11 protein-coding genes and 1 tRNA gene are annotated in these 13,360 nt (G+C 70.0%); 5 read left to right on the plus strand and 7 right to left on the minus strand.

The window, feature by feature from the left end:
• Positions 1-4: 4 nt before the first annotated feature.
• From hrpA to Sri02f_RS31600, 3 genes are all read left to right on the plus strand, one after another.
• Entirely contained in the window at positions 5-3,949 is a 3,945-nt protein-coding gene (gene hrpA / locus Sri02f_RS31590) for an ATP-dependent RNA helicase HrpA (protein WP_109004754.1), read from the plus strand.
• Positions 3,950-4,044: 95 nt separating this feature from the next.
• Positions 4,045-4,119, plus strand: a tRNA-Asp gene (locus Sri02f_RS31595).
• A 236-nt stretch (positions 4,120-4,355) separates the two neighbouring features.
• Positions 4,356-4,565 (plus strand): DUF6274 family protein, encoded by a 210-nt coding sequence (locus tag Sri02f_RS31600; protein ID WP_109004755.1) that lies wholly within the window; start codon positions 4,356-4,358, stop codon positions 4,563-4,565.
• A gap of 572 nt (positions 4,566-5,137) precedes the next feature.
• On the opposite strand, the gene bldC is transcribed toward Sri02f_RS31600, so the two are convergent.
• Positions 5,138-5,344: a developmental transcriptional regulator BldC gene (gene bldC, locus Sri02f_RS31605; RefSeq protein ID WP_003949541.1), complete on the minus strand. Its 207-nt coding sequence runs from the start codon at positions 5,342-5,344 to the stop codon at positions 5,138-5,140.
• Between the two features lie 610 nt (positions 5,345-5,954).
• Positions 5,955-6,797: a DUF8083 family protein gene (locus Sri02f_RS31610; RefSeq protein ID WP_109004756.1), complete on the minus strand. Its 843-nt coding sequence runs from the start codon at positions 6,795-6,797 to the stop codon at positions 5,955-5,957.
• 187 nt (positions 6,798-6,984) lie between these two features.
• On the opposite strand from Sri02f_RS31610, the gene Sri02f_RS31615 reads away from it, so the two are divergent.
• Together Sri02f_RS31615 and Sri02f_RS31620 are read left to right on the plus strand one after the other, a co-directional pair.
• Positions 6,985-8,085, plus strand: coding sequence for a Leu/Phe/Val dehydrogenase (locus Sri02f_RS31615; protein WP_109004757.1), 1,101 nt, complete (start codon positions 6,985-6,987; stop codon positions 8,083-8,085).
• A 310-nt stretch (positions 8,086-8,395) separates the two neighbouring features.
• Positions 8,396-8,650 carry a DUF3073 domain-containing protein gene (locus tag Sri02f_RS31620; protein ID WP_057576334.1) on the plus strand — a complete coding sequence of 85 codons (255 nt, stop codon included), beginning with the start codon at positions 8,396-8,398 and terminating at the stop codon, positions 8,648-8,650.
• A gap of 111 nt (positions 8,651-8,761) precedes the next feature.
• Here Sri02f_RS31620 and purM read toward each other — a convergent pair whose 3' ends face one another.
• From purM to Sri02f_RS31645, 5 genes are all read right to left on the minus strand, one after another.
• Complete coding sequence (gene purM / locus Sri02f_RS31625) at positions 8,762-9,829, minus strand: phosphoribosylformylglycinamidine cyclo-ligase (RefSeq protein ID WP_109004758.1); 1,068 nt, start codon at positions 9,827-9,829, stop codon at positions 8,762-8,764.
• A 45-nt stretch (positions 9,830-9,874) separates the two neighbouring features.
• A complete protein-coding gene (purF, locus tag Sri02f_RS31630; protein ID WP_109004759.1) occupies positions 9,875-11,401 on the minus strand; it encodes an amidophosphoribosyltransferase in 1,527 nt (508 codons plus the stop codon).
• Between the two features lie 230 nt (positions 11,402-11,631).
• Positions 11,632-11,799, minus strand: a complete 168-nt coding sequence (locus Sri02f_RS31635; RefSeq protein ID WP_159106806.1) for an META domain-containing protein — start codon at positions 11,797-11,799, stop codon at positions 11,632-11,634.
• A gap of 25 nt (positions 11,800-11,824) precedes the next feature.
• A complete protein-coding gene (locus tag Sri02f_RS31640) occupies positions 11,825-12,622 on the minus strand; it encodes a maleylpyruvate isomerase family mycothiol-dependent enzyme (RefSeq protein ID WP_109004761.1) in 798 nt (265 codons plus the stop codon).
• 29 nt (positions 12,623-12,651) lie between these two features.
• Complete coding sequence (locus Sri02f_RS31645; RefSeq protein WP_109004762.1) at positions 12,652-13,296, minus strand: TetR/AcrR family transcriptional regulator; 645 nt, start codon at positions 13,294-13,296, stop codon at positions 12,652-12,654.
• Between the last annotated feature and the right edge of the window lie 64 nt (positions 13,297-13,360).

Below are 13,360 nucleotides of genomic sequence, written 5' to 3' on the forward strand. Positions count from 1 at the left end.
CCGTATGTCTACGCACCCCGCCCCCGCCCTCGGCGCCCTCGCCCCCCGCCTGGCCGAGCTGTCCCTGCGCGACGCGCACCGGCTCGGGCGCCGGCTCGAAGGCGCGCGCAAGATCCGCAAGCCGGAGGCCCGCGACGCCGTCCTCGCCGAGATCGAGGCGGAGGTCGCCAAGGCCGAGGAACGGATGGCCGTCCGGCGCGGCCGTGTGCCCGCCGTCTCGTATCCCGAGCAGCTGCCGGTCAGCCAGAAGAAGGACGAGATCGCGGCCGCCATCCGCGATCACCAGGTCGTCATCGTGGCCGGTGAGACCGGTTCCGGCAAGACCACCCAGATCCCCAAGATCTGTATGGAGCTGGGGCGCGGCGTCCGGGGCATGATCGGCCACACCCAGCCCCGCCGTATCGCCGCCCGCACCGTCGCCGAGCGCGTGGCGGAGGAGCTGCGGTCGCCGCTGGGCGAGGCCGTCGGCTGGAAGGTGCGCTTCACCGACCAGGTGAACCCGGACGCCACCTTCGTGAAGCTGATGACCGACGGCATCCTCCTCGCGGAGATCCAGACCGACCGCGAGCTGCGCGCCTACGACACGATCATCATCGACGAGGCCCACGAGCGGTCCCTCAACATCGACTTCCTGCTGGGCTACCTCGCCCAGCTGCTCCCGCGCCGCCCGGACCTCAAGGTCGTCATCACCTCCGCGACCATCGACCCGGAGCGCTTCTCCCGGCACTTCGGCGACGCGCCGATCGTGGAGGTCAGCGGGCGGACGTACCCGGTGGAGGTCCGGTACCGGCCGCTCCTCGAAGAGGACTCCGAGGACGCCGACCGCGACCAGATCACCGCCATCTGCGACGCCGTCGAGGAGCTCCAGGCCGAGGGGAAGGGCGACATCCTCGTCTTCCTCTCCGGCGAGCGCGAGATCCGCGACACGGCCGACGCGCTGGAGAAGAGGAAGTTCAGGTTCACGGAGGTACTGCCCCTCTACGCCCGGCTCTCGCACGCCGAACAGCACCGCGTCTTCCAGCAGCACACGGGCCGCAGGATCGTTCTGGCGACGAACGTCGCCGAGACGTCCCTGACCGTCCCCGGCATCAAGTACGTCATCGACCCCGGCTTCGCCCGGATCAGCCGCTACAGCCACCGCACCAAGGTCCAGCGACTGCCCATCGAGCCGATCTCGCAGGCCAGCGCCAACCAGCGCAAGGGCCGCTGCGGCCGTACCAGCGACGGCATCTGCATCCGGCTGTACGACGAGGACGACTTCCTGGCCCGCCCGGAGTTCACGGACGCGGAGATCCTGCGCACCAACCTGGCGAGCGTCATCCTCCAGATGACCGCGGCCGGCCTCGGCGACATCGAGAAGTTCCCGTTCATCGACCCGCCGGACCACCGCAACATCCGCGACGGCGTCCAGCTGCTGCAGGAGCTGAACGCGCTGGACCCCGGCGAGAAGGACCCGCGCAAGCGGCTCACCGAGACCGGCCGCAAGCTGGCCCAGCTGCCCGTCGACCCCCGCCTGGCCCGCATGGTCCTGGAGGCCGACAAGAACGGCTGCGTCCGCGAGGTCATGGTCATAGCCGCCGCGCTGTCCATCCAGGACCCGCGTGAGCGCCCGGCAGACAAGCAGACGCAGGCCGACCAGCAGCACGCCCGCTTCAAGGACGAGACCAGCGACTTCCTCGCCTATCTCAACCTGTGGCGGTACGTCCGCGAGCAGCAGAAGGAGCGCGGCTCCTCCTCCTTCCGGCGGATGTGCAAGCAGGAGTACCTGAACTTCCTGCGTATCCGGGAGTGGCAGGACATCTACACGCAGCTGCGCACGGTCGCCAAGCAGATGGGCATCCATCTGAACGAGGAGGACGCGCCCGAGCAGAGCGTCCATGTCTCCCTCCTGGCCGGGCTCCTCTCCCACGTCGGCATGAAGGACGTGAAGGACGGCAGCAAGAACGAGTACCTGGGCGCGCGCAGCGCCAAGTTCGCGATCTTCCCGGGCTCGTCGCTGTTCAAGAAGCAGCCGCGGTTCGTGATGTCCGCCGAGCTGGTGGAGACGAGCCGGCTGTGGGCCCGCGTCAACGCCAGGATCGAGCCGGAGTGGGTCGAGCCGCTCGCCGGGCACCTGCTGAAGCGGACGTACAGCGAGCCGCGCTGGGAGAAGGACCAGGCGGCCGTGATGGCGGACGAGAAGGTGACGCTGTACGGCGTGCCGATCGTCGCCCAGCGGAAGGTCAACTACGGGCGGATCGACCCGGAGACCTGCCGGGACCTGTTCATCCGCAACGCCCTGGTCGAGGGCGACTGGCGCACGCACCACAAGTTCTTCTCCGACAACCGCCGGCTGCTCAGCGAGGTCGAGGAGCTGGAGCACCGCGCCCGGCGCCGGGACATCGTGGTCGACGACGAGACGCTGTTCGACTTCTACGACCAGCGGGTGCCCGACCACGTGGTGTCGGGCGCGCACTTCGACTCCTGGTGGAAGCACAAGCGCCACGAGCAGCCCGACTTCCTCGACTTCGAGCGCGAGATGCTCATCCGGGAGTCGGCGGAGGCGGTCACCAAGGCCGACTATCCGGACTCCTGGCAGCAGGGCCCGCTGAAGTTCCGCGTGACGTACCAGTTCGAGCCGGGCGCGGACGCGGACGGCGTGACCGTCCACATCCCCCTCCAGGTGCTCAACCAGGTCACGGACGAGGGCTTCGACTGGCAGATCCCGGGGCTTCGGGAGGAGGTCGTCACGGAGCTGATCCGTTCCCTGCCGAAGCCGATCCGCCGCAACTACGTGCCGGCCCCGAACTTCGCCAAGCGTTTCCTGGACCGGGCGGCGCCCCTGGCGGAGCCGCTCACCACGGCCATGGCCCGTGAGCTGAAGCGGATGGTGGGCGTTCCCTTCGAGGCGGACGACTTCGACTGGTCGCGGCTCCCCGACCATCTGAAGATCACCTTCCGGATCGTCGACGAGCGGCGTCGCAAGCTGGCCGAGGACAAGGACCTGGAGGCTCTGAAGCTCCGGCTGAGACCGAAGGCGAGGCAGGCCATCTCCCAGGCGGCCGCGGCCACCGCCGAACGGCAGGGCGGCGAGTCCCTGGAGCGTTCGGGCCTGACGGACTGGACGATCGGCACGCTCACCCGCGTCTTCGAGACCCGCCGGGCGGGACAGCCGGTGAAGGCCTACCCGGCGCTGGTCGACGACGGCGACACGGTCTCGGTGCGCCTCTTCGACACGGAGGCGGAGCAGGCGGAGGCGATGTGGAAGGGCACCCGCCGGCTGATCGTGCGCACCATCCCGGTCAATCCGGCGAAGTTCGCATCCGAGAAGCTGACGAACGCCCAGAAGCTCGCGCTGTCCGCCAATCCGCACGGTTCGATCCAGGCGTTGTTCGACGACTGCGCGATGGCGGCGGCGGACCGGCTGATCGCCGACTTCGGCGGCCCGGCGTGGGACGAGGAGTCGTACCGCAAGCTCTACGAGAAGGTGCGGGCGGAGATCGTCGACACGACGGTGCGGACGGTCGCTCAGGTGCAGCAGGTGCTGGCCGCCTGGCAGGCCTGCGAGCGCCGTCTGAAGGGCGTGCGCAGCCCGGTGCTGCTGGCGAACCTGGCGGACGTGCGGGGGCAGCTGGACGCCCTCGTGAAGCCCGGCTTCGTGACCTGGGCGGGACTGCGCCGGCTGCCCGACCTGATGCGCTATCTGGTGGCCGTGGACCGGCGCCTGCAGCAGATGCCGACCGGTGTGCAGCGCGACACCAGCCGCATGGAGAAGGTCCACGAGATGCAGGACGAGTACGCGTGGCTGCTGGAGCAACTGCCCCAGGGCCGGCCGGTGCCCCAGCAGGTCCTGGACATCCGCTGGATGATCGAGGAGCTCCGGGTCAGCTATTTCGCCCACGCGCTGGGCACGGCGTACCCGGTCTCCGACAAGCGGATCGTGAAGGCGATCGACGCCGCCGCTCCGTGACGGAGGATGTACACAGGGTGAGTTCGACCAGCGGGCTCACCCTCCTGTACAGTCCTTCTCGCAGCACAACGCAACATCAAGTGCCGCGAAAACCTGGTCCTGTGGAGCAGTTTGGAGTGCTCGCCACCCTGTCAAGGTGGAGGCCGCGGGTTCAAATCCCGTCAGGACCGCAGTGAAGAAGGAAGGCCCGCATCCCGCAAGGGACGCGGGCCTTCTGCGTGCCGGGGATGCATGCCCGAAGGGCCCTGGTCATCGGATCCGAGCCCCTCAGCGCGCCCGCGACGCCTCCTCGGCGTCCCCGCGGCGTTCCGCGCGGCTTTCCTGCGGCGCTCTTGACGGCGCCCCCTCGGGCCGGTACCCCAGAACCCAGGGCCCGTTGCGCGCGGCGCCCCGGTGGAGGTGGGGCATGACGGCATCGGTCAGGCACGAGACGCGGGCCCTGCTCCGCGCGCATCTGTCGGCCGCGTCGTCCTATCGGCACCTGACCCGCCACTGCCCGATCTGCCACCGCTTGCAGCGGCTGGCGATGGACGGCGGCACACGGGGCGTCCAGGCCCCTGGCGAGGCCGTGGGGGCCACGGAGGGCGAGAGCCGTGCCGGCGGCCTGACGGCCTGACAGAAGCGGCCTGACAGAAGCGGCCTGACAGAAGCGGCCTGACAGAAGCGGCCTGACGGAGGCGGCCTGGCGGACGCGGCCCGACCGCCGCCGCCGGACCGCTCGCGGCGGTGGCGACGCCGGTGACGCCCCTGGCCGCGCGGGGCGCCGGAAGCGGGAGCGAGCGGAGGGGAACGGAAGCTTCCACTAGTCCACCCGAACCGACGGCAACAAGGCCTCTGTCATGTGACGGGTGTCACTGCATGAGTTTTGAAAAAGCAGGTTCTTACCCCGCTCCTACAACTAGTCAATTTTATATGTGCAATTGCACCACTGCGGAGGATGCCTCCCAGAACCCTCCCAGACCCTCCCCAGACTCCGACAAGGGCGCTCACAGAGCCACCTGATACCGCTCACGAGACGCCCTCAAGCGCACAAAAAAGATCGCGCTGGACCCGGCGGAGTCCAGCGCGATCGACGACGTTCCCAGGGGGCGAGGGGCCTGTTGGGGCAGGACCCACGTCGCTTGGAGCTAGGTTTCGGGCGTCCGCACAGATGGGGGGACCTGACGTGTTGCCCGGTTATTCACTTGTTCAGGCCTCGCTGCGCTGCTGCGGGATGCCCGCGAGCAGTGCGCGGACCTCAGCCTCGCGATAACGGCGGTGTCCGCCGAGCGTGCGGATCGACGTGAGCTTGCCGGCCTTCGCCCACCGCGTGACCGTCTTAGGGTCGACGCGGAACATCGTGGCAACCTCAGCCGGGGTCAGCAGCGGCTCAGCATCAGGGGTGCGAGCGGTCATGAGCGGCCTCCTCGGGAGAACCGAACCTTCTCGGTTCTTTCCTCTAAATTCTGCACCTTGACCCGCGTTGCCCGAAATGGCGGACGCGAGTCGAGTCGGTTATAGGACGAACGGCTTGTCCTCGGCACTACAACTACACCATCCGTCCAGCCGCGTCGGCCAAACCGATGGAATTGCCCCCCAGGTGTTCATCGGCGACGGAAGCCGATGGACCATGCCATAGCGGACAGTCACGCCCCTGTGACGATCAGTCACAGGGGCGCTCAGGAGTCACCAGAACCCCCAAAGCAGTGCAATGCCGAGATTCCCCCCACCATGGAGCATAAGTAGGCGGACGGAGCCCTCCCCGGACTCCTTGTCCTATTTTGGCACGAGGAGGGGCAAGCGGCGCAAGGGCCGCGTACGTGCGGTCCGTCACCCTTGGGACATAAGCCCGGATCGGGACCTACGTCCCGTGAGTTCCGTGAAGTGCCGCTGACCGTACGCTGTTCGAGCGCCTCCCGGCCGTGACGCACGTCACTTCGGAATGCGCTGTCGCATCTGTCACATCGTCAGCTCACCGCCTCGGCCGTCACCACGAGGGTCGGCACACCACCGCGAAGCGTGCGCCTCAGTTCGCCGAGCGCCGGTCCCGGACCGAACGCCACCGTTCCACGAGCCGCCCGTACGCCTCGCCCGCCGCCTCGCCGTCGCCCACCCGCAGCGCCTCCACGCTGTCGGCCACGTCCTTCGCCGAGTGGTCGTCCTCCAGATCACCGGCCGGCAGCACATGCACCAGGCCGCCGTAGTCCAGTTCCACCAGCGAACGCGGGTGGAACTCCTCCAGCCAGCGGCCGACGTCCACCAGCCCGTCGATGAGCGGTCCCTCCTCGACGGCGTCCTTCAGCGTGCGCAGCGACCGGGCCACCCGGCGGCGCGCCTGCACCATCGGCGTGCGGTAGCGCAGCACGGGGGCCACCTCCGCCGTCTCCTTCTGGTACTCCCGCTCGTCGTCGGAGACCAGCACGAACCAGTTGAGCGGAACCTGCCAGACCGCGGTGCGGATCCACGGGCGGGCGTCCGGGTTGCGCTCCAGCCACCGCTCGTGGTCCTTGGCCGCCTGCAGCCGTACGACCTCGGGGAGCGCGGCGTCCAGGACCGGCCCGGGCAGCTCCTCTTCCAACTCGGCCAGGGCGAGCCAGCCGCGCAGCCGGGTGCGCCAGGGGCACACGCAGAGCACGCCGTCCACCTCGGTCACGAACGCGTCGCCGCTCTCCTGCACGGGCACCGCGATCGGCGGGGTGGGCAGCAGGTCGGCCAGCGAGCGGCGCAGCTCCTCCTGGTAGGAGGGCAGCTCGGGGCGGCGGGCGTAGCGCGCCCAGTGGGAGCGCTCGGGCTCCGGGAAGGCGGCCAGCGGCTCGTACACGCGCAGATAGACCGCGTAGGGAACGATCACCGAGGACACCTTGGGCACGCCTGCTCCCTCCCCCTTCGGCCGACCGGGAAACCCTGCGATCGTCCCACGGCGCTACTCCAGGAGGGGGTGATCCCCGACACTGCGGGATCAGCGGGGCGTGCAGGCTCTACGCTCGTCCCACAGGCTCCGCCACCCCTACGGCGCCTGCGCCCCGACCGCCGCTAGTTACCCTGGAGTCACCACCGTGACCGACGTATCCGGCGCACCTGCTGATGTTCTGCACACCCTGTTCCACTCGGATCAGGGCGGCCATGAGCAAGTCGTGCTCTGCCAGGACCGCGCGACCGGCCTCAAGGCCGTCATCGCCCTGCACTCCACCGCGCTGGGCCCCGCCCTCGGCGGTACCCGCTTCTACCCGTACGCGACCGAGGCGGAGGCCGTCGCCGACGCGCTGAACCTCGCGCGCGGGATGTCGTACAAGAACGCCATGGCCGGTCTGGACCACGGCGGCGGCAAGGCCGTGATCATCGGCGATCCCGATGTGATCAAGACCGAGGAGCTGCTGCTCGCGTACGGCCGCTTCGTGGCCTCGCTGGGCGGGCGCTACGTGACCGCGTGCGACGTCGGCACCTATGTGGCCGACATGGACGTCGTGGCGCGCGCATGCCGCTGGACGACCGGGCGCTCGCCGGAGAACGGCGGTGCGGGCGACTCCTCCGTGCTGACCGCGTTCGGCGTCTACCAGGGCATGCGGGCCTCCGCGCAGCACCTGTGGGGCGACCCGTCGCTGCGCGACCGCACGGTCGGCGTCGCGGGTGTGGGCAAGGTCGGCCACCACCTGGTGGAGCACCTGCTGGCGGAAGGCGCCCGGGTCGTGATCACGGACGTCCGCCAGGAGGCCGTGCGGCGGATCGCCGACAAGCACCCCTCGGTGGACGTCGTCGCCGACACCCAGCGGCTGATCGAGCTCGACGGGCTCGACGTCTACGCCCCCTGCGCGCTCGGCGGGGCGCTGGACGACGACTCCGTGCCGGTGCTGACCGCGAAGATCGTCTGCGGTGCGGCCAACAACCAGCTCGCCCACCCGGGCGTGGAGAAGGACCTCGCCGACCGCGGCATCCTCTACGCACCGGACTACGTGGTGAACGCCGGCGGAGTCATCCAGGTGGCCGACGAACTGCACGGCTTCGACTTCGAGCGGTGCAGGGCGAAGGCCGCGAAGATCTTCGACACAACGCTCGCGATCTTCGCACGTGCGAAGACGGACGGGATTCCGCCGGCCGCGGCGGCCGACCGGATCGCCGAGCAGCGTATGCACGAGGCGGCCCGGACGCGCGCCAGCTGACGTCCGGACGGGACTGTGTGACGCCCCGTCCCCGGGTTTCGGCGGTACCGGCCGGTGGAAAGTTGGAGAGAACTCTCACTCCTCCGGGCGGGTCGCCCGTCGATAAGTGGTTAAAATCGCCACTGACCAGCGAGGACGGGGCGTTCTCAAGGGGCTGCGCACACGCGCGTGGTACGGGCGACGTACCGTACGGGCGTGGGCTCAGGTACCGTGGGAGCCCTACGACGGGCTCTCCACGGAGAGGCCGTCCTGGATCATGAACGCGTGTCAACCTGGGGCCGTCGAGCCCCGTCGTTGAGGGGGTCGAGCCATGGGGCGCGGCCGGGCCAAGGCCAAGCAAGCGAAGGTCGCCCGCCAGCTGAAGTACAACAGCGGCGGGACTGATCTCTCACGCCTGGCCGAAGAGCTGGGCGCATCGCCATCGAACATTCCGCCGAACGGGCAACCGTTCGAGGATGATGACGATGAGCAAGACGACGACCCGTACGCTCGGTACGCCGAGTTGTACGGGGACGATGACGAGGATGACGGCGAGGACTCCTCGCAACACCGTCGCGGCGCTTGACCTTGTACTGAGCACTCACCCGGTCGGTGACTTCGGTCACCGACCGGGTCTTGTGCTGCCTGCTCGGTCCGGCCGGCCCGGCGGCTCGCCGGACCGGTCCGCCCGGTACGGTCAGCTCGCGTAGTCGCCGACCAGTTCGGCTCCTGTGGCGTGCTCGCCGCGGTCGGTGATCTCGCCGGCGACCCAGGCTTCGACGCCTCGGTCGGCGAGGGTGGTCAGGGCGACGTCCGTCGACTCGGCGGGCACGATCGCCATCATGCCCACGCCCATGTTGAGCGTCTTCTCCAGTTCCAGGCGCTCGACGGATCCGGTCCTGCCGACCAGGTCGAAGATCGGCCCCGGGGTCCAGGTGGAACGCTCCACGCGCGCGTGCAGCCCGTCCGGGATCACGCGGGCCAGGTTGGCCGCGAGGCCGCCGCCGGTGATGTGCGAGAAGGCGTGGACGTCAGCCGTGCGGGTGAGCGCCAGACAGTCCAGCGAGTAGATCTTGGTGGGCTCCAGGAGCTCCTCGCCCAGCGTGCGGCCGAGGTCGTCGACGCGCGCGTCCAGGGAGAGACCGGCCTGGTTCAGCAGGACGTGCCGGACCAGCGAGTATCCGTTCGAGTGAAGTCCGGAGGCCGCCATGGCGATCACCGCGTCACCCGTGCGGATGCGGTCCGGGCCGAGCAGCCGGTCGGCCTCCACGACGCCCGTGCCGGCGCCGGCGACGTCGAAGTCGTCCTCGCCCAGCAGCCCCGGGTGTTCGGCCGTCTCGCCGCCGATCAGGGCGCAGCCGGCCAGCACACAGCCTTCGGCGATGCCCTTGACGATGGCGGCGACCCGCTCGGGGTGGACCTTGCCGACGCAGATGTAGTCGGTCATGAACAGCGGTTCGGCGCCGCACACCACGATGTCGTCCATGACCATGGCGACCAGGTCGTGGCCGATCGTGTCGTACACGCCGAGCCGGCGCGCGATGTCGACCTTCGTGCCCACGCCGTCCGTGGCGGAGGCGAGGAGCGGGCGCTCGTAACGCTTGAGGGCGGAGGCGTCGAAGAGACCGGCGAAGCCGCCGAGGCCGCCGAGGACCTCGGGGCGCTGCGTCTTCTTCACCCACTCCTTCATCAGCTCGACGGCGCGGTCGCCCGCTTCGATGTCGACGCCCGCGGCTGCGTAGCTGGCACCAGTTGTCTCAGACATGGCTAGTGAGAACCTTCGTGTCGTACGGCAGGTGTGGCGGGCCCTCTACGGGCGACGGATCGCGTCGGCGGCGGCCGTGGCGGCGGGCCCGGCGGCCAGTTCCGTCTCCAGGAGCTGCTTGCCGAGCAGCTCGGGGTCGGGGAGCTCCATCGGGTACTCGCCGTCGAAGCAGGCGCGGCAGAGGTTCGGCTTGGCGATGGTGGTCGCCCCGATCATGCCGTCGATGGAGATGTAGGCGAGGGAGTCGGCGCCCAGGGAGGTGCCGATCTCGTCGATGGTCATGCCGTTGGCGATGAGCTCCGCGCGCGTGGCGAAGTCGATGCCGAAGAAGCAGGGCCACTTCACGGGCGGCGAGGAGATCCGGATGTGGACCTCGGCCGCGCCCGCCTCGCGGAGCATGCGGACCAGGGCGCGCTGGGTGTTGCCGCGCACGATCGAGTCGTCGACGACGACCAGGCGCTTGCCCTTGATGACTTCCTTCAGCGGGTTCAGCTTCAGGCGGATGCCCAGCTGGCGGATGGTCTGCGAGGGCTGGATGAAGGTCCGGCCGACGTAGGCGTTCTTCACCAGGCCCGCGCCGAAGGGGATGCCCGAGGCCTCCGCGTAGCCGATGGCGGCCGGGGTGCCGGACTCCGGGGTCGCTATCACCAGGTCGGCCTCGACCGGCGCTTCCTCGGCGAGTTTGCGGCCCATCTCCACGCGGGACAGGTACACGTTCCGCCCGGCGATGTCGGTGTCAGGGCGGGCCAGGTACACGTACTCGAAGACACAGCCCTTGGGCTTCGCTTCCGCGAACCGGGAGGTCCGCAGTCCGTTCTCGTCGATGGCGATGAACTCGCCGGGCTCGATCTCACGGACGTAGGCGGCGCCGCAGATGTCCAGGGCGGCGGACTCGGAGGCGACGACCCAGCCGCGCTCCAGGCGGCCGAGGACCAGCGGGCGGATGCCCTGCGGGTCGCGGCCGGCGTACAGGGTGTGCTCGTCCATGAAGACCAGCGAGAAGGCGCCCTTGACCTGCGGGAGGATCTGGTGGGCGGCCTCCTCGATGGTCAGCGGCTTGCCGTCCTCGTCGACCTGGGCCGCGAGCAGCGCGGTGAGCAGGTCGGTGTCGTTGGTCGCCGCGACGCGCGGGGAGCGGCCCTCCTGCTTGGGCAGGTCGGCGACCATCTCGGCGAGCTGGGCCGTGTTGACCAGGTTGCCGTTGTGGCCGAGCGCGATCGAACCGTGCGCAGTGGCGCGGAACGTCGGCTGCGCGTTCTCCCACACGGAGGCGCCGGTGGTCGAGTAGCGGGCGTGTCCGACCGCGATATGACCCTGGAGCGAACCGAGCGAGGTCTCGTCGAAGACCTGGGACACGAGGCCCATGTCCTTGAAGACGAGGATCTGGGAGCCGTTGCTGACGGCGATCCCCGCGGATTCCTGGCCTCGATGCTGGAGGGCGTAGAGCCCGAAGTAAGTGAGCTTGGCGACCTCTTCACCGGGAGCCCAGACACCGAAGACGCCGCAAGCGTCCTGGGGGCCTTTCTCGCCGGGGAGCAGATCATGACTGAGTCGACCGTCACCACGTGGCACGCCTCCGAGTGTAGGCGAGGTCGACCACTGGTCCGAATTGGGGATACCCGCGGGTAACTGGATCACCTGTCGGCGGCCACCATCATGATCACCTCATTTACGCAGGTCAGACCGGGATTCCAGTGATCCCCCGACGGCCCGTGCGCGCCGCCGCCGCCGTCTCACGGGCAGGCGTCGCGTGGGTGCGAGTGAGGTGTCGCACACCGAACGGCCCGGCGGCGGGGCCGGTCTCACTTCCTGGTCGACCGGACCTGGTCGCCGTCGGCCGTGCCGAGGGTCAGCGTGCCGCCCTTGACCTCGGTGGTCGGAGCGCCGTCGGCGAGGGCGGCGGCCCGTGTGCGCTCGAACGCCATGGACCGGCCCGAGCAGGCCGTCTGGCCGCTCTGGCGTCGCCGCACGGGACGCTGTCGCCCTCGACGACGATCAGGACATGAGCGGCAGGAGGGCGGCGAGGTCCGCCCGCTCTCCGCTCGCGCCGACCTTCGCCGCCTCGACGGCTTCCCGCCAGGTCACGCGGCCGGTGGCCAGCCGGATCCAGGTCAGCGGATCGGTCTCGACGACGTTGGGCGGGGTGCCCCGGGTGTGCCGGGGGCCCTGGACGCACTGGACGACGGCGAACGGCGGGATCCGCACCTCGGTCGCGCCGCCGGGGGCCCTGACGGCGAGGGCGTCGGCCAGCAGCCGGGTGGCGGCGGCGAGGGCCTGCCGGTCGTAGGGGACGTCCAGGCCGGCGACGGCGTCGTTGAGGTCGTCGGTGTGGACGACGAGTTCGACGGTCCGGGTGACCAGGTGGTCGGCGAGGGTCATGGCGCCGGTGCGGGTGGCGAGGATCCGGTCGCCGGAGGCTCCGGCGAGGGCGGCGGCCAGGCGCTCCTCGGTACGGGCGGAGAGGGCGTCCAGGTCGGGGTGGGCCGCGGCCAGGGCCAGGGCGCCGTCGGAGATGTCGGCGGCCCGCGCCCCGGTGGCGAACGGCCAGTCCAGGAGGGCGAGGTCCGCCTTCGGGGGTTCGTCCCGGTCGAGGTTGCGGCTCACGCTCTCCACCGCCGCCGTCATGTGCGCGGCCAGATCCCGCACGGTCCAGCCCGCCAGCCGCGTGGGCAGGGCGAGTTGCCCGGGGGTGAGCGTGCCCACGGCCCGCCGTACGTTCCCGAACTGCGCGAGGACGGCGGCGCGGATCTTGACGGGGTCGTAGGCGCGGGTGCGCTTCTTGGCCGGAGGCATGGCGGTGAGCCTAGACGGCGGGGGCGCGGTCAGGTTCTGCGGGCGTAGTCGCCCAGGCCTGCCTCCACCAGGGCGAAGGCCTTGCGGGCCCGTTCGGCGGCGTCGGCGGCGACGTCGTCCACGCTCTCGCCGGCCGCGATGCGGCGGTGGTGCTCCTCGACCAGGGCGTTGCGGGCGGCGGTGAGCGTGGCGGCGGCGATCACGGCGAGGGTCTCGTCGCCCGTCTCCTCGGCCAGCAGGCCGGCCAGCTCGCGGGCGCCCTTCTCGGACAGGACGTAGGCGCGCTCCCGCAGCACCGGTGTCGCCAGGATGACCGCGCGGATCTCACGGGCGAGGGGCTCGCCGTGCAGGCCGATCGCAGGGTCGCGCCCTTCCACCATCTCCAGGAACTGCCGTCGGACGGCTTCCGCGGCGGACTCGCCCCGCCGCCGCTCCCGCACCGCACGGGCCGCGTCGGAGAAGTGTTCCTCCATGGGCCGGAAGACCAGGTCCTCCTTGGTGCCGAAGTAGTTGAACACCGTCATCTTGGAGACCTCGGCGGCGTCCGCGATCTCCTGGACGGAGACGTCGTCGAAGCTCCGCTCCAGGAACAGCTCCACCGCGGTCCGGTAGATCCGCATCGCGGTCTGCAGCTTCTTGCGCTCGCGCAGCCCCATCGTCGCCTCGGCAGCCATGCCCCCACTGTACCAAGCCCATTCTTGATCCAGGATGAAAAATAATACCGGATAAAAGATTGAC

It is taken from the genome of Streptomyces rishiriensis (assembly GCF_003112535.1).
Lineage (GTDB): Bacteria > Actinomycetota > Actinomycetes > Streptomycetales > Streptomycetaceae > Streptomyces > Streptomyces rishiriensis.

Bases quoted from the DNA above. Each gene is read 5' to 3' on its own strand.
- hrpA (WP_109004754.1), top strand. From the start codon at position 5: ATGTCTACGCACCCCGCCCCCGCCCTCGGCGCCCTCGCCCCCCGCCTG.
- Sri02f_RS31600 (WP_109004755.1), top strand. From the start codon at position 4,356: ATGACGGCATCGGTCAGGCACGAGACGCGGGCCCTGCTCCGCGCGCAT.
- bldC (WP_003949541.1), bottom strand. From the start codon at position 5,344: ATGACCGCTCGCACCCCTGATGCTGAGCCGCTGCTGACCCCGGCTGAG.
- Sri02f_RS31620 (WP_057576334.1), top strand. From the start codon at position 8,396: ATGGGGCGCGGCCGGGCCAAGGCCAAGCAAGCGAAGGTCGCCCGCCAG.
- purM (WP_109004758.1), bottom strand. From the start codon at position 9,829: ATGTCTGAGACAACTGGTGCCAGCTACGCAGCCGCGGGCGTCGACATC.
- Sri02f_RS31640 (WP_109004761.1), bottom strand. From the start codon at position 12,622: ATGCCTCCGGCCAAGAAGCGCACCCGCGCCTACGACCCCGTCAAGATC.
- Sri02f_RS31645 (WP_109004762.1), bottom strand. From the start codon at position 13,296: ATGGCTGCCGAGGCGACGATGGGGCTGCGCGAGCGCAAGAAGCTGCAG.